22 protein-coding genes are annotated in these 22,963 nt (G+C 35.3%); 19 read left to right on the forward strand and 3 right to left on the reverse strand.

What is annotated here, in order from left to right; translation table 11 throughout:
• Positions 1-221 precede the first annotated feature (221 nt).
• The 8 genes from GX311_09510 to GX311_09545 all read left to right on the forward strand — a co-directional run bounded on the left by GX311_09510 (position 222) and on the right by GX311_09545 (position 8,324).
• On the forward strand, positions 222-1,025 hold the full coding sequence (locus GX311_09510) for a hypothetical protein (protein ID NLK16618.1): 804 nt from the start codon (positions 222-224) through the stop codon (positions 1,023-1,025).
• 23 nt (positions 1,026-1,048) lie between these two features.
• Positions 1,049-3,472, forward strand: a complete 2,424-nt coding sequence (locus GX311_09515) for a polysaccharide biosynthesis tyrosine autokinase (GenBank protein NLK16619.1) — start codon at positions 1,049-1,051, stop codon at positions 3,470-3,472.
• A gap of 121 nt (positions 3,473-3,593) precedes the next feature.
• Positions 3,594-5,315 carry a lysine--tRNA ligase gene (lysS, locus tag GX311_09520; protein ID NLK16620.1) on the forward strand — a complete coding sequence of 574 codons (1,722 nt, stop codon included), beginning with the start codon at positions 3,594-3,596 and terminating at the stop codon, positions 5,313-5,315.
• A 36-nt stretch (positions 5,316-5,351) separates the two neighbouring features.
• Positions 5,352-6,488: a hypothetical protein gene (locus GX311_09525; protein NLK16621.1), complete on the forward strand. Its 1,137-nt coding sequence runs from the start codon at positions 5,352-5,354 to the stop codon at positions 6,486-6,488.
• A 123-nt stretch (positions 6,489-6,611) separates the two neighbouring features.
• A complete protein-coding gene (locus GX311_09530) occupies positions 6,612-6,776 on the forward strand; it encodes a hypothetical protein (GenBank protein NLK16622.1) in 165 nt (54 codons plus the stop codon).
• Positions 6,737-7,429 (forward strand): tRNA (guanosine(37)-N1)-methyltransferase TrmD, encoded by a 693-nt coding sequence (gene trmD, locus GX311_09535; protein ID NLK16623.1) that lies wholly within the window; start codon positions 6,737-6,739, stop codon positions 7,427-7,429. The genes GX311_09530 and trmD overlap by 40 nt, the downstream gene beginning before the upstream one ends.
• Before the next feature lie 6 nt (positions 7,430-7,435).
• A complete protein-coding gene (locus GX311_09540) occupies positions 7,436-7,711 on the forward strand; it encodes a lysine exporter LysO family protein (protein NLK16624.1) in 276 nt (91 codons plus the stop codon).
• Positions 7,712-7,715: 4 nt separating this feature from the next.
• Entirely contained in the window at positions 7,716-8,324 is a 609-nt protein-coding gene (locus tag GX311_09545; GenBank protein NLK16625.1) for a lysine exporter LysO family protein, read from the forward strand.
• Here the strand turns inward: GX311_09545 and GX311_09550 are convergent.
• The gene (locus GX311_09550) at positions 8,313-9,236 is read right to left on the reverse strand and encodes a lysophospholipid acyltransferase family protein (protein NLK16626.1); all 924 of its coding nucleotides are present in this window, start codon (positions 9,234-9,236) and stop codon (positions 8,313-8,315) included. The genes GX311_09545 and GX311_09550 overlap by 12 nt on opposite strands.
• Positions 9,237-9,506: 270 nt before the next feature.
• Here GX311_09550 and GX311_09555 point away from each other — a divergent pair, with 270 nt between their 5' ends.
• The 11 genes from GX311_09555 to GX311_09605 all read left to right on the forward strand — a co-directional run bounded on the left by GX311_09555 (position 9,507) and on the right by GX311_09605 (position 19,670).
• Positions 9,507-10,460 (forward strand): transketolase family protein, encoded by a 954-nt coding sequence (locus tag GX311_09555; protein ID NLK16627.1) that lies wholly within the window; start codon positions 9,507-9,509, stop codon positions 10,458-10,460.
• 93 nt (positions 10,461-10,553) lie between these two features.
• The gene (locus GX311_09560; GenBank protein NLK16628.1) at positions 10,554-11,108 is read left to right on the forward strand and encodes an RNA polymerase sigma factor; all 555 of its coding nucleotides are present in this window, start codon (positions 10,554-10,556) and stop codon (positions 11,106-11,108) included.
• Positions 11,109-11,484: 376 nt separating this feature from the next.
• A complete protein-coding gene (locus GX311_09565; protein ID NLK16629.1) occupies positions 11,485-12,060 on the forward strand; it encodes a superoxide dismutase in 576 nt (191 codons plus the stop codon).
• A 603-nt stretch (positions 12,061-12,663) separates the two neighbouring features.
• The gene (pyrB, locus tag GX311_09570; GenBank protein ID NLK16630.1) at positions 12,664-13,572 is read left to right on the forward strand and encodes an aspartate carbamoyltransferase; all 909 of its coding nucleotides are present in this window, start codon (positions 12,664-12,666) and stop codon (positions 13,570-13,572) included.
• 25 nt (positions 13,573-13,597) lie between these two features.
• Positions 13,598-14,053 (forward strand): aspartate carbamoyltransferase regulatory subunit, encoded by a 456-nt coding sequence (locus GX311_09575; GenBank protein NLK16631.1) that lies wholly within the window; start codon positions 13,598-13,600, stop codon positions 14,051-14,053.
• 144 nt (positions 14,054-14,197) lie between these two features.
• Complete coding sequence (locus GX311_09580; GenBank protein ID NLK16632.1) at positions 14,198-14,857, forward strand: phosphatase PAP2 family protein; 660 nt, start codon at positions 14,198-14,200, stop codon at positions 14,855-14,857.
• A 226-nt stretch (positions 14,858-15,083) separates the two neighbouring features.
• The gene (gene mce / locus GX311_09585; protein ID NLK16633.1) at positions 15,084-15,485 is read left to right on the forward strand and encodes a methylmalonyl-CoA epimerase; all 402 of its coding nucleotides are present in this window, start codon (positions 15,084-15,086) and stop codon (positions 15,483-15,485) included.
• A gap of 91 nt (positions 15,486-15,576) precedes the next feature.
• Entirely contained in the window at positions 15,577-17,136 is a 1,560-nt protein-coding gene (locus tag GX311_09590) for an acyl-CoA carboxylase subunit beta (GenBank protein NLK16634.1), read from the forward strand.
• Positions 17,137-17,150: 14 nt separating this feature from the next.
• The gene (locus GX311_09595) at positions 17,151-18,050 is read left to right on the forward strand and encodes a lamin tail domain-containing protein (protein ID NLK16635.1); all 900 of its coding nucleotides are present in this window, start codon (positions 17,151-17,153) and stop codon (positions 18,048-18,050) included.
• Between the two features lie 20 nt (positions 18,051-18,070).
• Complete coding sequence (locus GX311_09600) at positions 18,071-18,502, forward strand: acetyl-CoA carboxylase biotin carboxyl carrier protein subunit (protein NLK16636.1); 432 nt, start codon at positions 18,071-18,073, stop codon at positions 18,500-18,502.
• 4 nt (positions 18,503-18,506) lie between these two features.
• A complete protein-coding gene (locus GX311_09605; protein NLK16637.1) occupies positions 18,507-19,670 on the forward strand; it encodes a sodium ion-translocating decarboxylase subunit beta in 1,164 nt (387 codons plus the stop codon).
• 141 nt (positions 19,671-19,811) lie between these two features.
• On the opposite strand, the gene GX311_09610 is transcribed toward GX311_09605, so the two are convergent.
• Positions 19,812-21,593 (reverse strand): menaquinone biosynthesis decarboxylase, encoded by a 1,782-nt coding sequence (locus GX311_09610; protein NLK16638.1) that lies wholly within the window; start codon positions 21,591-21,593, stop codon positions 19,812-19,814.
• A 53-nt stretch (positions 21,594-21,646) separates the two neighbouring features.
• The gene (gene eno, locus GX311_09615; GenBank protein ID NLK16639.1) at positions 21,647-22,933 is read right to left on the reverse strand and encodes a phosphopyruvate hydratase; all 1,287 of its coding nucleotides are present in this window, start codon (positions 22,931-22,933) and stop codon (positions 21,647-21,649) included.
• Positions 22,934-22,963 lie beyond the last annotated feature (30 nt).

Below are 22,963 nucleotides of genomic sequence, written 5' to 3' on the forward strand. Positions count from 1 at the left end.
AAGACTGTCATAAACAAAACTAATAGAAAGGATATAAAATCCTTACTCACAGCTTACTAATTAAAACAAAAGTTTTGACCATATATGACAGTCTTTTTATTTTGACATATCAAATGTCAAAACTCTCTTTTATCAAATATTCCTACCTTTTTGCATAAAATATTCTATTTTAAAGCAAGTAAATAATATATTTGCAGGTTAATTGTTATATGTTATATACAATGAGAATATTAATAAATAAAAACTGCCACTTGTTACCATCAAAATATAAAAAATCTTATCTGTTAAGCCTGATGTTTCTGGCAATAATGGTTATGTCATGCGCTAGACACGACAAATTACTTTACTTAAACACAGAAGATTTTAACGTAAGTAACCCGCTTTATACGGAATATGTCTTAAAACCAAACGATGCTTTATATATCAGGATAGTTTCCGCAGATGAGCGCGTAAACAATCTATTTAAGCCCGTTGCTGAAGACAGGATTTACAACGTATCCGAAAGCAATCTTTATTTATTTAGCTACTTGATCAGCAACGACAGTATGATTGCTCTACCAATCATTGGTAAAATAAATGCAGCCGGACTAACAGTAATTGATTTTGAGAGCAAACTACAAGAAGCTGTGAACGAAGTCGTAAACGAAGCCTTTGTCACAGTTAGGTTAGTTAATTACAATGTTACAGTGATAGGTGAAGTTGCTAGACCTGGCACAATCCCAATATATCAACCAAACTCAACAATATTTGACGTTCTTGCGAAAGCTGGAGACATTTTAAATAGCGGTAATCGAAATGAAATATCTGTTCTTAGGGAAGAAGACAATGTTTTGACAAAATATAAAATTGACTTAGGCTCTATTGACGCGATAAAGTCGCCGGTATACTACTCTTATCCAAACGACGTTATAATTGTTAAACCACTTAAATACAAAACCATCAGAGAAAACATTCCTTTATATTCACTTTTACTATCAACTATTACCACGTTTTTATTAGTTTTGAACGTAATTAATAAAAAATAAATAAACTATTTTAGGTTCAAACCATGGAACAACAATTGGTCAATCAGATACAAAGTAGCGACAACATCGACTTAAAAAGAATTTTATTCAGGCTCTTAGCAAATTGGTACTGGTTAGTTTTAGGAAGTTTAGTAGGCTACACGGTTGCTTATGTTATTAACAGATACACAGTTCCAGTCTACGGGGTATCAACCACAATGGTTTTGTCAATTGATAATAGTTCAAGCTATTTTGATAGAAGTTTAATTGATGGTTTAAATCTGATCAAAAAAGAAAAGAATTTAGAAAATGAGATCTCCATTCTTAAATCGTATGATCTAAACTCAAAGGTTATTAATCAACTTAATTTTGATGTGACATATGTTGGATTAGGACGAATTAGAGACGGCGAAGTATATAAAAATAATCTTTTCTATATTGACTACGACACAAGTTTTGTGCAGGCAAAACACACCCCTTTCATACTCACACCTTTAGACAACAACAAAATTAAAATACACTTTGAAACTCTTGGAGAATATGTTACGGTTGATTATGGCGAATGGATAGAAAACGATCTGTTTCGATTTCGTGTCATATCCCTAGGCAATGATAATACAATTCGTCCAGACAAATATTCTATCTGGTTTAACGATACCGAGTCTCAAATACAGCGATATAGATCTAAGTTACAAATAAGTAAGTTGTCAGAAGATGGAACAATTTTAAAACTCTCATCATCTGGTGAAGTTCCTAGTAAAGAGATTGATTATCTAAACACACTTACCGAACTATACATCAAACGTGATTTAGAAGAGAAACATCAAATGATAGAGAGCATTATTGACTTTATTGATCAACAACTATCCGATATCACTGACTCACTATACAAAGCAGAAATACGTTTACAGAACTTCCGCTTAGAAAACGATGTTATAGATATATCCAAAGAAGGTCAAGTGTTGTTATCCAAGTACGAATCTTTGCAAACAGAAAAAGATCAAGAGGTTGTAAAGTATAAATATCTTAAGTATTTAAAAAAACAGCTAGAAGATAAGAAAAGTGACCCTTCAATACTTGCCCCGGGTGTAGCTGGAATAAACGATCCTATACTTACCAATATAATTTCTCAGATAAATCAGGCAAAATCTGAAAAACATAGTTTAGCATATTCTACTCGCAAAGAAATATCCTCTATTACACTACTTGATCAAAAAATCTCAGGCTTGGAAGAGGGGCTTGAAATGAATGTTAAATCACTTATAGAACAAGTTAATATTAGAATTGTTGATTTAAATAAGAGAATAGATGATGTCTTTGCCGAACTTAAAAAGCAGCCTGTTAATGAGCGACTTTTATTAAACATTCAAAGAAAATTTACTTTAAACGACAACATTTATACCTATTTACTTGAAAAAAGAGCCGAAGTTGGAATTACAAAATCCAGTATATTATCAGATGCTAAAGTACTTGATGCTGCAGGGTTAAGTGGTATAAGTCAACTTTATCCTAAAAGAAAACAAAATCTGATGATGGGTGTATTTACCGGTATTTTAATACCCATACTATTAATTTTAATACTCGATTTCCTAAACCTAAAAATTTTAGACAGAAAAGAAGTTGAAGAAAACACTATGGTACCTATACTCGGAGGCATTGGACACAACACAACCCTTTTGGAACACGTAGTTGACGAAAAACCGAGATCTTCAATCGCAGAATCGTTTAGAAGCCTAAAAACAAACTTGCAATTTATGATTGGGGAAGAAGGAAGTAAAATTATTTCAATTACATCGGGTATAAGTGGAGAAGGAAAAACATTCTGTTCAACTAACTTAGCAATAGTTTATGCTTCGCTAAACAAAAAGACAGTTATTGTTGGATTAGATTTAAGGCGCCCAAAAATTCATAAGAGTTTTGATATTAAAAATGATATAGGTATCACAAATTATTTGCTTAATAAAGTATCGTTAGATGAAATAATTTTCCCCACAAAAATCAATAACTTAGATTTAATTCCCACAGGTATACAACCTCCAAACCCAAATCAACTCATTGAGTCTGCTAAATTTAAAGAATTGTTATCGCAATTAAAATCTATGTACGACATAATTGTTATTGACACTCCTCCTGTAGCATTAGTCAGCGACGCAGTTTATATTTCAAAATTATGTGACATAAACGTCTTTGTTATCAGATTAAGATATACAACCCGACCAGTTTATAATATCATAAACGACTTATACGAAAACAGAGGTATAAAAAATCTGGCAATAGCACTGAATGATATAAAAAGCAGTGGATATTATGGATACAGAAGCTATAGATATAGTTACGGGTACGGTTATAATTATGGATATGGATACGATAATTATTACGGAGCTCATGAAGAGTATTTCGACGATGTTTTACCAAAAAAACCTTGGCTAATACGCAATATAGAAAAATTCAGAAAGAACAAAGCCTAATAAAATACAAAAGGAGAGCAACAAAAGCCCTCCTTTGTTTTTCATGATATTTGTATAATATTTAGTGACATATTTTGAATATATTTGCCACTCTATTAAACAAAGAACAACTTTTTACAATATGACAATTTTAGATCTAAGCGAACAAGAAATAATCAGACGTGAGTCACTGCAGGAATTAAGGAAAATGGGAATTGAACCCTATCCACAGGAAACGTATGAAGTTAATACAACCACAGAAGACATTAGAGAAAAATTTGACCCCGAACAAAACAACTTCCAAAACATAAGTTTGGCGGGGAGAATAATGAGCCGTAGAATTATGGGCAAAGCTTCATTTGCTGAACTTATGGACAGTAAAGGAAGAATACAACTCTACTTCAACCGCGATGAAATATGCAAAGGCGAAGATAAAACACTATATAACGAAGTATTTAAAAAGCATCTAGATATAGGTGACATCATAGGTGTAAAAGGATATGCTTTTGTTACTCAAGTTGGTGAAAAAAGTGTTTTTGTATCAGAATTCAAGATACTATCTAAAACACTGCGTGTATTACCAATAGTAAAAGAGAAAGATGGCGTAACATACGATGCCTTTACCGACCCCGAACAAAGGTACAGACAAAGATACGTCGATCTAATAGTAAACCCACACATAAGAGACGTTTTCGTGAAACGCACTATCATTGTTGACACCATGCGTAAAATGTTTAATGAACGTGGATACTTAGAAGTTGAGACACCCATTTTACAACCTATTCCAGGTGGAGCAGCAGCACGTCCATTCGTTACCCATCACAATGCTTTAAACATACCTCTGTATCTTCGGATAGCCAATGAACTATATTTGAAAAAACTTATAGTCGGTGGATTTGAAGGTGTTTACGAATTTTCCAGAAATTTCAGAAACGAAGGTATGGATAGAACCCATAACCCCGAATTTACAGTTATGGAGATATATGTTGCCTACAAAGATTACAACTGGATGATGGGGTTTACCGAAACAATGTTGGAAAAAGTAGCTATAGCACTTCACGGGACAACAAAAGTAACGGTTGGCGACAAAGTCTTGGATTTCAAAGCTCCGTACAGACGAGTTACTATGATTGACGCCATCAAAGAACATACAGGTATCGACATCACAGGAAAAGATGAAAACGAACTTCGAAAAATATGTAAAGAATTGAACATTGAGGTTGACGAATCATTCGGGAAAGGCAAACTTATAGACGAAATATTTGGCGAAAAGTGCGAGCAACACATGATTCAGCCAACATTTATCATCGACTACCCAATAGAGATGTCTCCTCTTTGCAAAAAACACAGAACAAACCCCGAGCTGACTGAGCGTTTCGAGCTAATGGTTAACGGCAAAGAGTTGTGTAACGCCTATACAGAGCTTAACGACCCAATCGACCAGCTTGAACGTTTCCAAGAACAACTGAAACTAAGCGAAAAAGGCGATGACGAGGCAATGTTTATCGACCACGATTTTGTGAGAGCATTAGAATATGGTATGCCACCAACAGCAGGAATGGGAATAGGAATCGATAGACTTGCAATGATAATGACAAATCAACCATCTATACAAGATGTCCTGTTTTTCCCACAAATGCGTCCCGAGAAAAAGGCTGAAACAGATAGTCCTGAAAAATTCACAGCAATCGGCGTTCCAAGCGACTGGGTCGATGCAATTAAAAAAGCAGGATTTCTAACAGTTTCATCATTAAAAGAGACAAATGTGAATAAAATACATCAGGCAATATGTGGTGTCAATAAAAAATTCAAACTTGGATTGCAAAATCCTACTATTGAAGAGATTAAGGGTTGGATATCGTAAACAATACGTTACCTGCAACTATAATAAACCGACAGGATGAATGAACAGATATTCATATTAAATAAAAACCAATCTTTGGTAGAATTGAATGAAAGTGAATTCATGACTGAAAAACATTTTCAGGAATTATTAGAGAATTACCCTAATTTAATTTCAGGTAGTCAAATAAATCCTGACAATCCAAGAAAATGGATACTTATTTCAAGAGAATTTGGAATTCCAAATGAAGAAGCAGGAAATAATATTTGGTCATTAGACCATTTATTTATTGACCAAGACGGAATACCAACATTAGTAGAAGTAAAAAGAAGTTCTGACACGAGAATAAGAAGAGAAGTAGTTGGACAAATGCTTGATTATGCTGCAAATGCAGTAACTTATTGGTCGTTAAATGAAATTAGAAATAAGTATGAAAAATATTGTGAAACAATTAACATTGACCCTGAAATAAAAATTCAAGAATTGATTGATGAATCAGGAGATATTGAAAAATTTTGGGATACTGTTGGAACTAATTTGAAAGCAGGAAAAATAAGAATGTTATTTATCGCAGACAAAATCCCTAAAGAACTTCAAAGAATTATTGAATTCCTAAATGAACAAATGACTCCTGCAGAAGTACTTGGATTAGAAATCAAACAATTTGGAAATGAAACAATAAAAACGCTTGTTCCGAGAGTTATTGGACAGACTTATTCTGCTCAAATAAAAAAGGGACTTCGAGAATACAACCAATGGACAGAGGAAACCTTCTTCAATGAATTGGAACGAAGAAACGGAAAAATTGCAGGAGATATAGTTAGAAAAATAATTGAGCATCTTGAAAACAAAGTTTCCCGATTTTGGTTTGGAAAAGGGAAAAGGAGTGGTTCAATTGTTCCAGCATTGGACTTATCGGATAATTCTCATTTTCCATTTGCAATATGGACTTATGGAAAAATTGAAATTTATTTTCAGTGGTATAAAGACAAGCCACCATTTGACAGCATTGAAACAAGAATGAAAATTTTAGAGAAACTGAATGAAATAAAAGGAGTTAGTATTTCTGAAGACAAAATTGACAAAAGACCATCTTTTGACATTAAATTATTGAAAGACAAATCAGAATACGAAAAATTTATTAGGCTTTATGATTGGTTTTTTGAAGAATTAGATAAAATTGATAGCAGGTAATACGCAATAAAAAAACATAGGGCGGAAAGTGGTAAATTTGAACTACATAACATTTAATAAACAGCTTGGTAAATTGATAGGTAGCTACTTTTAATTGTCCTACGTCTCTTATTGCCAACCGTTATGAGAAAAAAAGCCAGTAGCCATATGCTTTTCTTTCATAGCACGCAAGACTCTCTAAAAACAATTCCACTGCTTTTGACAATTGATAAACAAATTGGTATTTTTGACAATTATTACGGCAAGCCATGCGCATTGATATTCTTACAGTTTTACCTGAACTATTAAGCAGTCCTTTCGAGCACTCGATTTTAAAAAGAGCTCGTGAAGCAAAAGTTGTAGAAATTTTTATTCACGATATCCGCAACTGGTCAACCAACAAGCACAAACGTGTTGATGACTACGCTTTCGGCGGTGGTGCCGGTATGGTTATGACAATTGACCCTGTTTTTAGGGCTATAGAACAGCTAACGTCCGAGCGAGAATATGATACAATTATCTACACTTCACCCGATGGCGAGAGGTTTAACCAACAGACAGCCAACCGATTATCGACAAAGCAAAACATAATGATATTGTGTGGTCACTACAAGGGAATAGACCAACGTATTCGCGACCACTTAATTACTGAAGAGATTTCAATTGGCGATTACGTTTTAACCGGTGGCGAACTTGCAGCAGCTGTAATTTGCGACTCTGTAGTCAGGCTACTTCCGGGTGCTATTAGCGATGAGACATCGGCGTTAACCGATTCATTTCAAGACAGTTTGCTCGCTCCACCTGTTTACACACGCCCTGCGGAATACAGAGGCTGGAAAGTTCCAGATGTTCTGCTCTCTGGCAACGATGCCGAAATAGAAAAATGGAGATTTAACCAATCATTGGAACGAACACGCAGGCTACGCCCCGATTTAATGAATGATGATAATAATTTATCATAACGCACTATGTTTACTGTAATAATTATCATTGCTTTAGGTATTATTGTTGGCTATTTTTTGCGAAATAAGTCAAAAACTAAAAGCTTTATCGAAAAACTTACTATGGTAGTAATTTTTGCACTATTGTTTGTCTTGGGCGTTGCAATCGGGAACGATAAAAACATAATGAATTCTTTGCAAACATTAGGCTTACAGGCTATGATAATATCGCTCGGAGCTATCGCAGGGAGCGTTCTGTTGGCTTGGTGGGCATATATAGCAATTTTCAAAAACCGTAAGTAAACCTATGCTTGGAAGCCTTATAATACTTATATTCTTTATAATCGGCACATTAGTAGGATATTACGACATTTTACCATTCGACCTGCAAAATTATAATGTCGATGAGTATACTCTTTACTTACTGATGTTTTTGGTTGGAATTGGCATTGGTTCAAACAAAGAGTCGCTGTCAATTATCAAAAAAATCAATTGGAAAATGGTTATTATTCCTCTAATAACTATTGTAGGGACATTTTTGGGAGTTACCGTTTCAGCACTCTTTATTAGCGGCATAAGTATTTACGATATATGGGCAATTGGTGCAGGATACGGATATTACAGTTTATCAAGTATCTATATATCAAGCATACGCGGAGAGGCTCTCGGAGCTATCGCTCTGTTATCAAATATAATACGGGAGCTGTTTACATTGGTATTTACACCGGTTTTAGTGCGGTATTTCGGAAAAATTGCACCCATATCGTCGGGTGGCGCAACAAGCATGGATACTACATTACCGATAATAACAAAATACTCGGGTAGCGATTACGCTTTAATTTCTGTTTTCCACGGAACAGTGTTAACAGTGTTAGTGCCGATAATAGTTACTTTTTTTGCTAATCTAAACCCCTGAATTTACTCGTTGTCTGTGCATTTCCATCATCTGCGCAATTGTTTCGTCACTGTGTTTCCAACGTCTATGCGACCATAGATAGTACTCTGGCTTGCGCCTAATTATCTCTTCCACTTTAGCCATATACTTTTGGGTAACTTCTCCATACTTGGTTTCTGCCGGGTTTTCAATCATATCAATTATCTCCAACGTATAATAGCCACGCTTAACCTTTTGAACATCAAAATAGACAAGTGGTATATTTTGAGTGCGCGAATACTCTTCAGCTCCATGTAAACAAGGCGTATCGTATCCAAAGAACTTTGCCATTATTGATTTTTGGACATTTGTTGGATTTTGGTCAGCAGCTAATATTATACTCGAGGGCTTCTCTTTTTTCGACATAAAGAAATCACGGGTACCCTTGATAGATACCATTTGCATACCAAAACGCTCACGCTTTTTACGCGACCAGTTCTCCATTAAAACATTAGTCATTGGCATATAGATAGATACTGTTTGATGTTTTATTTGCATATCTACAGCCAAAATTCCCCACTCCCAGTTACCATAGTGCGAGGCAAGATTGATAACATCTCTGCCCTCCAAAAAATATTTATCCAAAGCCTCTGGATTCAACACTTTCCAACGTTTTTTTAATTGACGTTCCGACATATAAAATCCTTTCAAAGTTTCAAGGATTACATCAGATAGATGTAAATAGAACTTTCGGGCAATTCCTCTTATCTCCTTTTCGTCTTTTTCAGGAAAACACTTGTGTAAATTGCTATAAACCACCTTTTTGCGATATCCCACAACGTGATACAAAACAAACGCCATTAAGTGCGAGTTTAACTGTAGAATCCAAAACGGCGTTATTCCTACTGAAAAAACAAAAGCCCTGAACAGCTGAAAAAGAATTTTATTTACCATGGTTTTAGTCTTATTTTAGCTACAAATTTAGAAATTAAACGTTTCTATATCGTTTTAAAAAAAAATAATATTAAGAGTTAAGCTGCTTTACATGGTTTAACTCTATTTTTAATTCGTTGCTTTGCATCAGTAAACTGTATTATCTTTAGCTGACACCTGCCTTATTATCACACACTTGAATTGCATTTACCAATTGAGCCTGCAAAATATTATTCTATTTAAAATGAATGCTTAACTTTGTAGTTCTCAATTATAAAATATCTAAAAAATATGACTCTTTTTAAAAATACTGGAGATAAAGATACCCGATCGGGGTTTGGCGAGGGGCTTTTTGAAGCTGCAAAGAAGAACGAAAACATAGTTGCACTTTGTGCCGACCTTACAGGCAGCGTAAAAATGGATAAGTTTGCTGCTGAATTTCCAACTCGCTTTTTCCAGACAGGAATTGCCGAAGCAAATATGATGGGCGTAGCAGCAGGATTAACTATTGGGGGGAAAGTACCTTTTGCGGGAACCTTTGCCGAATTTGCCTCCGGACGCGTTTACGACCAAGTCCGTCAAAGCATAGCTTACAGCAATAAAAACGTTAAAATTGCCGCATCACATGCAGGTGTTACTTTAGGTGAAGATGGTGCAACACACCAAACTATGGAAGATATTGCTTTGATGAAGGTTTTGCCAAACATGGTAGTAATAAATCCGGCTGACTTTAATCAAACAAAAGCGGCAACCATCGCTGCGGCAGAATATAAAGGTCCTGTATATTTGCGCTACGGACGTCCAAAAGTACCCAATTTTACACCTGAAGATATGCGTTTCGAAATTGGTAAAGCGTGGACACTTAAAGAGGGCAAAGATGTAACTATCTTTGCCACAGGTCATTTGCTGTGGAAAGCCATTGAAGCCGTTGAAATTCTATCTGCGAAAAACATTGATGTTGAGTTGATAAATATCCACACAATAAAGCCTTTAGACAAAGAAGCTGTTTTAAAATCGGTAGCCAAAACAAAAGCTGTTGTTACTGCTGAAGAACACTTAATGAATGGCGGACTTGGCGACAGTATTGCTCAACTGTTGGCTCAAAAACTACCCACACCTATTGAGTACGTAGCTGTAGATGACCAGTTTGGCGAAAGCGGAACACCTGAACAGCTTTTAGAAAAATTTTGTCTTGATACCAAAGACGTTGTCAAGGCTGTAGAGAAAGTTCTAAAACGCAAATAAATATTTCAGTTTAAGATTATTTAAAAACATATATGTCTTTAAATCAAATACTTATTTTAAAAAAATGCTAATTTCGTGTACCTAACACATTAAATGAGCAACAAGCAAATAGATAAAAAAATAATTGAACTAATGAAGTCCGAAAGTAACCATAATCGTGCTTTCGGACTTTTGGTATCTGAGTATGGTCAACGACTTTACTGGCATATTCGTAAAATGGTTATTAGCCACAGTGATACAGACGACATTTTACAAAACACCCTTCTCAAAGCATATCAAGGTTTCGATTCTTTTCGAGGCGATTCATCGCTCTTTACATGGCTTTACAAAATTGCAACAAATGAAACTATCAATTTTATAGACAAGAAAAAACGCCATTTAACAGGTTCTAACAATTTGTATGAACACAACATGTCACTATTACAATCTGAAAACGAAATATCTGGTGACCAAATACAGTTAAAACTTCAAAAAGCCATTCAGCAACTACCTGATAAACAGCGTTTAGTATTCAATATGAAATACTTCGATGATATGAAATTTTCTGAAATGTCGAAAATTTTAGATACAAGTGTTGGCGCACTTAAAGCCTCGTATCATCACGCTGTTAAAAAAATTGAGAAGTATCTGCTAGACAACTCATTGTAAATTAATATTTCTACAATTATTTAAACTTATCACACTATTTAGCCAAGTTCAAATACTATTACTTGATAAAAATGGTACACTTATTGCAATAAACAGAGGTAGTCAGGGTAATCCTGTTAATGCGCGAAAGCACATTCATAAGAGGGTAATTTCTGACATTAGATGTTTGACAATATGTATAATTATCCGAAATATTTAAATGATTAAACTTTCCGGCACCCTAACGACTCACTCGCATAACTGTACCAGTACACATGCAACTATGAGCAACACTGAAAACCGCACTTTTATTCCCTCAAATGCTCATAACGCCGGAAAGTTTTTTTTTACAGTTTAATATGTATATTTAAAGTATAATCAACTAAACTATTTTTTTATGACACACAAATTACCTGAATTGCCATATGCAAAAAATGCGCTCGAGCCGCATATTTCACAAAAAACGCTTGAATTCCATCACGGGAAACACCATCAAACGTATGTGAACAATTTAAACAACCTTATTAAAGGTACCGAATTTGAACAGATGTCGCTGCTTGATATTATTAAAAAAAGCTCTGGTGGAATTTTCAACAATGCCGCCCAAGTTTGGAATCACACATTTTATTTTGAGCAGCTATCATCAACTCCTAAAAAAAGCCCTTCGGGGACATTGGAAAACCTTATAAACTCAAGTTTTGGTTCATTAGAGAAGTTTAAAGCTGAATTTGATAAAGCTGCTGCTACACTTTTTGGCAGCGGTTGGGCTTGGTTAGTTAAAGACGACAAAGGGAAACTATCTATTCAACAAACTTCAAATGCCGAAACTCCAATTAGAACAGGTACTAAATGTTTAATGGTTATTGATGTTTGGGAACACGCCTATTATTTAGACACCCAAAACGCAAGACCTAAATACATTGAAAACTTCTGGAACGTTTTAGATTGGAAAGTTATTGAAAGCAGACTTTAATTTTGTGCTCAAATAAAAGCACGGAAGCTATTGCAAAGCATATAAGCTTTTTTTATCGCTGCACAACTTGCAAAACTATTTAAAACAACAACGAGAGAGATGAATTCATCTCTCTCGTACCATTTATTAACCCTTAAAACCATGTTGACAGTTGTTCTCTGTCAAAACTTAAAACCTTGCCAAATATACGGATTATTTCTTCAAATGTTACAAAATTGTTAAAACAATTAGTTTTTATATAGTTTCTAGAAATATCTTAACAAGGAATGAGAAATAAATAGCAAAATTACGCAAAACATTTAAAAAAATAAATAGTAAAAATTAAAAGTAGTAACTTATATTTGTATCGTCTAAGACAAAACAAAAAAGACGGAAAAATTAGATGTCATTTACTAATCAAACAGATCAAAACAAATCGTATTTAAACATCAGGCAACTTTTTTCAATTTCCTCCATTTCCGTTTTTCTCACAACAAAGCTACCAGTATTAGTATTAACAATATATTCAACAATTAAACAAATAAAATATTTGCTTGCTAATAATAAGATAAAGTTTTTTAGCAAACAGTTACATATTTGTTTTAGCAAACATTAACTAAAGTGATGAAGAACAAAAGTTTAGTATCAATTACCGATTATTCGAAAGAGGATTATTTAGAAATTATAAGAGTCGCTTCCGAATTTGAAAAAGATCCAATTCAGGACATATTACGAGGATACGTTATTGCTACCCTTTTTTTTGAGCCATCAACAAGGACTCGCCTGAGTTTCGAAAGTGCAGTTAATAAATTAGGAGGAAGAGTCATTGGATTTACCGATGCGGGGACATCAAGCGTGCAAAAGGGCGAATCACTAAAAGATTCTATTCTCACGGTAGCAAACTATTCTGATTTGATTGTAATGCGACATCCCATCGAAGGTAGCGCACGATTTGCTAGTGAAATATGTAATATTCCAATTGTGAACGCAGGTGACGGAGCAAACCAGCACCCTACACAATGCTTGTTAGACTTGTACAGCATTTACAAAACACAAGGAACTTTAGAAAATTTGAATATTGCCATGGTAGGCGATTTAAAATATGGACGTACAGTTCACTCTTTGATTATGGCACTATCAGAGTTTAACCCAACTTTCAACTTTATTTCGCCAGACGAACTCAGAATTCCCCTAAAATATAAGGCTTTCTTAAATAATAAAGGATTAAAGTATTATGAACATACTGAATTAGAAGATGCATTGCAATACTCTGATATCATATATATGACAAGGGTTCAAAGAGAGCGTTTTTCGGACCCAATTGAGTACGAAAAGGTAAAAAATGCATATGTACTGAAAAATTCAATGCTACAGAATACCAAAGATAATATGAAGATTTTACACCCTCTGCCAAGAGTCAACGAAATTAGTACCGATGTGGACACAAATCCTAAGGCATACTATTTTCATCAAGCGCTTAATGGCGTGTACACTCGCCAAGCTATTATTTCTAAAATATTGGGTGTTAAATAATTGATAATAATAAAGAACTAAACATATGAAAGACAAAACATTAAGTGTAAGCGCTATAAAAGAGGGAACTGTAATTGATCATATCCCTGCCAATCAACTTTTCGATGTTATCTCTATTTTAAAGCTAGATAAACTAAATACCACAATGACATTCGGAACTAACTTGCCAAGCAAAAAATTGGGTACAAAAGCAATCATAAAAATTGAGGGCAAGTTTTTCGAGGTTGATGAGATAAACCGCATTGCATTGGTTGCACCACAAGCTAAATTAAATATTATTCACGATTACACCGTCACAGAAAAGTGGGTTGTTGAAGTCCCCGAAGAGATTATCGGAATTGCTAAATGTGTTAACCCAAAATGCATAACGAATAACGAAGCTGTAGTCACAAAATTTACAGTTGTTGATAAAGAAAAAGTAGCTTTAAAATGTAGATATTGCGAAAAAGTTACAGACAGACAGCATCTAGTTGTTATTTAACTGAAAACCATTAACATAAGAAGATTTTTCACTTTTTGGATTTTCCTAAGAATTTTTAATGCATAAAATATAAGCTATCTAAAACATAACTGTTGAACAGCTATCAAATTACTTTTATTATTATTGCATTAATTTAATTTGATTATGAGAAGTTTGATTAAAAGCGAACGATTTATACTCACTATATATTTGTTGGTATTCATTTCTGCAATATTAATTCTTTTATCGTTTGATAAGATCCACATACACTTGTTTATCAACAGAAATTCAAATGAAACTCTAGACTTTATTTTCAGATACATTACAATTTTAGGAGATGGTTTTTTTGTAGCTTCATTCTGCCTGTTGCTTATACTTTACAAATACAAAACCGCAATTACACAAACTTTAGCATTTGCTTTATCAGGAATTACTGTGCAATTAATAAAAAATTTAATTTTTAACGACTCTCCACGTCCTAATCTCTACTTCGAAGCCTTTCCCGAATATTCTCTAAGATTTGTTGAAGGTGTAAAAGTAGCTAATTATTACAGTTTCCCATCCGGTCATACGGCAAGCGCTTTTGCCCTGTTTTTTATATTCATTTTTATGATAAAAAACAGATGGTTAAAAGTTCTTTTCTTAATAATAGCGATGCTTGTAGGCTATTCAAGAATGTATCTCTCACAACATTTTATGATTGATATTACATTTGGCTCATTAATAGGAGTAATATCTGCTATAATTATTTATTCATTTATGGGTCGCTACAATAACGAGAAACTTGAAAGCTCGTTAATTAAAACATTTTTTAAACTAAAATAATATTGATTAAATTACGTCTGTTGTTTATTTGAGAGCAAAAAGTGATTTATATCACATTGTAGTGAAATAATACGCTTTTTTTCTTTCAAATAATTCGCTAAAGACAAAAGGGTTAACTACATTTGCGGATAAACTAAAAATTCGAAAGTGTAGCATATTGTTTTAAGCAAAACTGACTGCACATAAACTATTTTATAAATGAATTTAACCTAATAAATTATACAATATGAAACCCTCACACATTGAACACATTGGCATCGCGGTTAAAAATCTTGACGATGCTATTCCATTTTTTACAAAACTTCTTGGACAAGAATGTTACGCCATTGAAGAAATTAAAGATCAGAAAGTAAAAACCGCTTTCTTCAAAGTTGGTCAAACAAAAATTGAACTGTTAGAACCAACAGACCCTGAAGGACCAATAGGTAAATTCATTGAGAAAAGAGGAGAAGGCATTCATCATATAGCCTTTGCTGTTGACGATGTAAATGCTGCACTCAAAGGAGCCGAAGAGATGGGCATCAACCTAATTGACAAAAAAGGTCGCAAAGGAGCAGAAAATTTAAACATTGGTTTTCTACACCCAAAATCAACATACGGAGTATTAACCGAGTTTTGCAGTAAATAAAACCATTTCAAATAGTTTTATCGCTTAGTGATATAAGTCCTAAACTGTATTTATTAAAATAATAAAATACAATCATTAATATTTTCAACAAATGACAAATCAAGATAAAGTAAAAAAATTAATCGATCTGCGAGCAGAGGCTAAACTCGGTGGTGGAGAAAAACGCATTGCCTCGCAACACAAAAAAGGAAAACTTACAGCACGCGAAAGAATTGACCTTTTGCTTGACGAAGGTAGCTTTGAAGAGATGGACATGTTCGTAACACACCGTTGCACCGATTTCGGCTTGGAAAACGAACATTACTACTCCGATGGTGTTGTTACAGGATACGGAACAATCGAAGGACGACTTGTTTACGTGTTTTCACAAGATTTTACCGTGTTCGGAGGTTCGCTCTCTGAAACATTTGCTCAAAAAGTTTGTAAAATCATGGATACAGCTATGAAAGTAGGTGCCCCCGTAATAGGTATCAACGACTCTGGAGGAGCACGTATTCAAGAAGGTGTTGTATCATTAGCAGGCTACGCTGAAATTTTTCAACGTAACATTTTGGCATCAGGCGTTATCCCACAAATTTCTGCAATCTTCGGACCATGTGCAGGCGGAGCAGTATATTCACCTGCGCTAACAGACTTTATAATAATGTCAAATGACACAAGCTATATGTTTGTTACCGGACCTAAGGTTGTAAAAACAGTTACCGGCGAAACAGTTACATTAGAAGAGTTGGGCGGTGCGTCAATACACTCCACAAAATCAGGTGTGGCTCACTTCTCGGTTGAAAACGAAGAAAAAGGTATTCAACTACTTAGAAAACTGCTTACATATTTGCCACAAAACAATATGGAAGAGGCTCCGATTGTACCAACCGACGACCCAATCGACCGACTTGAAGATTCTCTAAACAGTATCATACCCGACCTGCCAAGCATTCCATACGATGTGAAAGATGTAATTAAAGCTATCGTTGACAACGGCGAATACCTTGAGGTGCAAGCAAATTATGCACAAAATATCGTTACATGTTTTGCGCGTTTCGACGGTCAATCAGTTGGATTGGTTGCCAATCAACCTAAAATTTTGGCAGGCGTACTCGATATAAATGCTTCTAGAAAAGCAGCAAGATTTGTACGTTTTTGCGATGCATTCAACATTCCACTCGTTACTTTAGTTGATGTTCCAGGATTTTTGCCCGGTACTGGTCAAGAGTACAACGGAATAATCATTAACGGAGCAAAATTGCTCTTCGCTTATGGCGAAGCAACAGTTCCAAAGGTTACAGTAATCCTTCGCAAAGCCTACGGTGGTGCTTATGACGTGATGAGTTCAAAACACCTAAGAGGTGACTTGAACTATGCTTGGCCCACAGCCGAAATTGCAGTAATGGGACCTAAAGGAGCTATAGAAGTACTATACAGTTCTGAGCTGAAAAAAATAGAAGACGAGGCTGAAAAAAATAAGTTTCTTGAAGAGAAAGAGAAAGAGTATATAGAAAAGTTTGCAAACCCCTATGTTGCAGCAAAATATGGATATATCGATGATGTGATTGAACCGAGAAACACACGCTTTAGAGTAATCAGGGCACTGCAATCGCTTGCAACAAAGAGAGGTAGCAATCCTCCTAAAAAACACTCAAATCTACCACTATAAAACTCTGTAAAACAATGAGAAAGAATTTTTATAGCATTCTGGTAGCAACAATCCTAACCTTTGTCTGTTTCAGCGTGTCAACTGCGCAGTCAATTAGCGACTTGCGTATCAACGAAGTTATGTTGGAAAACACCGACAACTACGTTGACCAATTCGGAAACCGCAGTGTTTGGATTGAGATAATGAACCTTGGATATAATGATGTAAACATTGCTAACTGCTACTTAACAAACGACATCAATAATCCCAAAATGTATCGTATCCCCGAAGGCGACCCCGTGACAGTGATTCCAAAAAGATATTTCATGCTATTTTTTGCAGATGGAGTGACACAACACGGAACTCAACACCTGAACTTCACTCTTGAAACAAAAAGATTTGTAGCACTATTCAGTTCTGACGGAAGAACTTTAATTGACAGTGTAACACTTCCGAATTTACCGCCAAATACCACATATTGTCGAAAGCCAGACGGAGTTGGCAATTGGCAAGTAAGCGAAATTACAACACCGGGCGCAACAAACGATATTTTTGACAATACTGCTACAGCAAACGAAACCTTTGCAAAGTTAGACCCCTACGGAGTTATTATGACAATTATAGCCATGATAGCTGTGTTTATCCCGCTTTGGATACTCTATCGCATTTTTGAATTTATAGGAAATGTGAATCAAGGAAAATTCAAGTTGCGTAGGAAAAAAGGTGCCAAAGAAGATAGCATTGCAGATGAAGAAGAACAAATTTCTGGCGAAGTTATCGCAGCAATTTCGGCTGCTATTCATCTATTTAAAGAGAATCAGCATGACCTTGAATCTGAAATTATTACAATTAAGCGCACATCCAAAATGTATTCACCTTGGAGTTCTAAGATTCATAACTTAACAAAAACGCCAGAAGTAAGACGTAACAAATAACAATACAAATATCAATAAACATGAAAGATTTCAATTTCAAAATAAACGACAACGAATATAAAGTACAGATTATCAATGTTGAAGAAAATATTGCTTCGGTCGAAGTAAATGGCACTCTATACAACGTTGAATTGGAAAAAGCATTACAAAAACAAATCGTACGCCCTGTGCATAAAGCACCTGCGATACAACAACACCAACAGGCTGTAATTGCCTCAAGTACACCGTCAACCAGTGGTGCCAGTCCATTGAAAACGCCACTACCGGGAACAATTCTCGATATCGTTGTTGCAGTGGGCGATACAGTTAAAACAGGGCAAAAACTGATCGTACTCGAAGCTATGAAAATGGAAAATAGCATCGAGGCACACAGAGATGGAAAGATTATTAATATTAAAGTTAACAGGGGCGACTCAGTTCTTGAAGGTGATGTACTTTTAACAATCGGATAAAGCTATGACACAATCAAACGATTTTTTATCATTTCTGGCTGATAACCTCAAACAATTTTGGTATGCCACAGGATTCTATAACTTCCAATTAGGAAATGGAATCATGATTCTTGTAGCTCTATTCTTCATCTATCTGGCAATTAAAAAAGAATATGAGCCACTCTTACTCATACCTATTGGATTTGGTATGATTATCGGAAACATCCCTTTTGCTCCCGGATTTGATGTTGGGATTTACGAAGAGGGTTCGGTACTAAACTATCTCTATTTTGGCGTTTCTAAAGGAGTATATCCACCGTTGATTTTTCTTGGAATTGGCGCACTAACCGACTTTGGTGCTCTTATAGCAAATCCAAAACTTCTGCTTGTTGGAGCAGCTGCCCAGTTTGGCATCTTTGGTGCCTATATGGCTGCCTTGGCTTTCGGATTTACACCTATGGAGGCTGGCGCAGTTGGTATTATCGGTGGTGCAGACGGACCAACGGCTATATTTCTATCATCAAGACTTGCACCCGAACTTATGGGAGCAATTGCCGTTTCGGCGTATTCTTATATGGCTTTAGTGCCTGTTATTCAGCCTCCTATCATGAGGTTGTTTACAACAAAAAAAGAACGAGTTATAAAAATGAAGCCACTGCGACAAGTATCGAAACTCGAAAAAATTCTTTTCCCAATATTTGGTATGTTACTAACAAGTTTTATTGTTCCCTCTGCCCTACCCCTTTTAGGCATGTTGTTTTTCGGAAACTTGCTTAAAGAGAGTACTGTAACAAAACGACTTGCAGATACAGCAGGTGGTCCACTTATCAATATTGCAACTATTTTAGTTGGGCTAACTGTTGGAGCATCAACTCAGGCTTCAACTTTCTTGACTTCAAAATCAATTTTTATTTTTATTTTGGGAGCATGCGCATTTATCATTGCAACCTCAGCAGGGGTTCTTTTTGTTAAAATCATGAACTTGTTCTTGAAAGAGGGTCGCAAGATTAATCCGCTTATTGGAAACGCTGGAATTTCAGCTGTTCCGATAGCTGCACGTGTATCGCACGTTCTTGGTCAGGAGTATGACAAATCGAACTATCTGTTGGTACACGCCATGGGACCAAACGTTGCAGGTGTAATCGGAAGTGCCGTTGCAGCGGGAGTTCTATTAGCATTTTTAGGATAAGAGAAATTTTTTATAATAAGTTTAGTTTTAAAAGAGGCAAGCGAGAAAAAACGCTTGCCTCTTTTGTTGAACGGTGACTGAGTTTATCGAAGCCACTTATAGTTAACACAATGGTCGCTTCTATAAACCCAGCGCCCACTCTTATAGTGTAGTTTCTGCTCCCTTAGTTTTAACGAGCTTTACAACATCTAACGATGGCGATTTAATAAAGGGTAGTTTTGTTAATTGTTCCCACTTTTTATCAACCTTGAAAATCGTCTCCTCGTCCATAGTTACAACATTGGGCCAACGTCTGTTATGTCTCTTTTTCCTTCCATCAATGATTATGGAAAAATGTGAGCCTTTATCTCTAATCTCAATATCGCGTTGTGGGTCGATATTATTTAATAAGTACCAAGTTTTTAGACCGTTAGACAAACTTTCAAGTTCTGGTTCAAGAACTACTACTATTTGAGATTTGCCTTCAGATGTTTCTCTGCTCCATTTGTTACTGTCTATATTTTTCTCACTATCAATATAATGGAATAGCAGTTCTACTCGCGCCTCGTTGCCATCTTGCACGGTGTTGTCTTTTGTCAAATCTATACACACTTTCCCTCCAAAGCCCATAACGTTGGTTGAGTGGTCGAGTATATCAATAGGTCCTTGCGAAAAGAGTATTTGCGAGGGGCTGTGCAAATTTTTAAGTATCGTTTCGGTAACTTCTGAATAGTTGCAAATATCAACGCTTTCATCAAAAACCAACAGTGTTTTATTAAACATCATCTGACCAGCTCCCCACATCGTTTGTGCTACTTTAAAGGCCTGCCCCTGATACTCTTTTTTTATCGACACAAGTGCCAAGTTGTGGGCGACTCCCCATATAGGCATATGTAAATCAGCAACTTCAGGAGCTAACGCAAATTTTATCAGTGGCGTAAATATCTTTTCAGTTGCCTTTGCTATATAAGCATCTTCCATTGGCGGAACTCCAACTACTGTAGCAGGATAAATTGCACCTTTACGATGTGTGATAGCAGTTATATGCATTTTGGGATAGAGGTCGGTTAACGAGTAAAATCCTGTGTGGTCGCCAAAGGGTCCCTCTATAATTAAATCTTCAGAAGTGTCAACATAACCCTCAATTACAATATCAACATCTTCGGGAACCCAAATATCATTGGTAATACATTTCACCATTTTTACAGGTTTATTTCGTAAAAATCCTGCTAATAGATATTCATTAATGTTTTCAGGCATTGGCGCAGTGGCTACAAAAGTATAAACGGGGTCACCGCCTAACGTAACCGAAACAGGCATTTTTAATCCCAACTTTTTATACTCGTTAAAATGCCTTGCTCCTGTTTTATGTTTATGCCAGTGCATGCCAACTGTCGTGCTGTCAAAGACTTGCATACGGTACATGCCAATATTTAGTGTGCCATTCTCTGGGCAAACAGTATGAACACAGGGCAATGTAATAAAGCGTCCGCCATCAAAGGGCCAACATTTAAGTATTGGTAATAATTGAATATCAACTGTTTCGAACACTTTTTCCTGACACTCGCCTTTTCTTGTTGTCCTACGTGGAATCCATTTTCTGATTTTTGCCAAATCAAAAAACATTCCTACTTTTTGCCTAACATTTTCTGGTTTATTGGTATAGAGTGATATTATTTCTGAAACTTTATCCTTTAGGCACTCTAATGAATTAGTTTGCAAGGCTTTTGCCATCCTTTCATCTGAACCAAAAGCATTTATCAGAAGTGGGAAATTTGTTCCTGTATTTTTAAATAATATGGCTTTATTATAGTCATTTGATTTACTTAGCCGATCAACTATTTCAGTTATTTCTAAGTTATAATCAACAAGTTCATCGATTATAATTATATCATCAGACTTAATAAGTTCTTCTATAAATTTATTTAAAGAATAAGCTGACATAAAATTATTATAAAAAAGGGACGTATTAGTAACATACATCCCTTATTATTTTGTTATCTACAATATTTGAATTGCTTTCCAATATATCTGGCTGATGTGCCGAGAGACTCTTCAATTCTCAACAATTGATTATATTTTGCAACTCTTTCAGTGCGCGAAACCGAACCGGTTTTAATTAATCCTGTATTCAAGGCAACAGCAAGATCGGCAATAAATGTGTCTTCTGTTTCTCCACTTCTATGACTTATAATAGTTGTAAATCTATTCTGTTTTGCCATATTAACAGCATCAATAGCTTCAGATAAAGTGCCTATTTGATTAACTTTAACTAAAATACTGTTAGCAGATTCCTCTTTAATACCGCGTTGAAGTCTATTAACGTTAGTTACAAATAGATCGTCTCCAACAATTTGAACTTGGCTCCCAATCTCCTTTGTAAGTATAGCCCAACCTTCCCAATCTTCTTCATCTAGACCGTCTTCTATTGATATTACGGGATATTTAGTGACGAAATTTTTCCAATAGTCGATCATTTCTAATGTTGAGTACTCTTTATTGTTTGATTCAAGTATGTATCTCTTTTTATTCTTATCGTAAAACTCTTTTGCAGCTGCATCTATAGCTATTAAAATATCGTCACCAGGTATATATCCAGCTTTTTCTATAGCTTTTAATATAATTTCAATTGCCTCTTCGTTTGACTTCAAATCAGGTGCAAATCCTCCTTCATCACCAATATTAGTTGAATGCTTTAGCTCTGTAAGAACTTTTTTTAAATTGTTGAATATTTCAACTCCAATACGTATTGCATCAGAAAAGGAAGGTGCATTAACTGGCATTACCATAAATTCCTGAATATCAATTTTATTATCGGCATGACTGCCACCATTTATAATATTCAACATAGGAATTGGTAATGTATTTGCGCTAACTCCGCCAATATATCTGTAAAGTTCTTGTCCAGAAGATATTGCAGCAGTTTTTGCAACTGCTAACGAAACTCCGAGAATTGCATTTGCTCCTAAACGACTTTTATTTTCTGTTCCGTCTAATTCTATCATCATGGAATCGATTAGGTTTTGATCAAAAACATATTGACCTTTAATATGTTCGCTGATAACAGTATTTACATTATTGACTGCTTTAAGAACGCCTTTTCCTCCGAAACGGGCTTTGTCTCCGTCTCGCATTTCATGTGCTTCAAAAGCACCTGTTGAAGCTCCACTTGGAACCGCAGCACGTCCTACAACGCCCTGCCGAGTTATAACTTCTACTTCGACTGTAGGATTGCCTCTTGAATCCAATATTTGTCGTGCATAAATGTGTGATATTATACTCATATAATTTTCAATTTTAATTTTAAATACTTC

The sequence above is a fragment of the Bacteroidales bacterium genome, assembly GCA_012519055.1.
Classification (GTDB): Bacteria; Bacteroidota; Bacteroidia; order Bacteroidales; family Salinivirgaceae; genus JAAYQU01.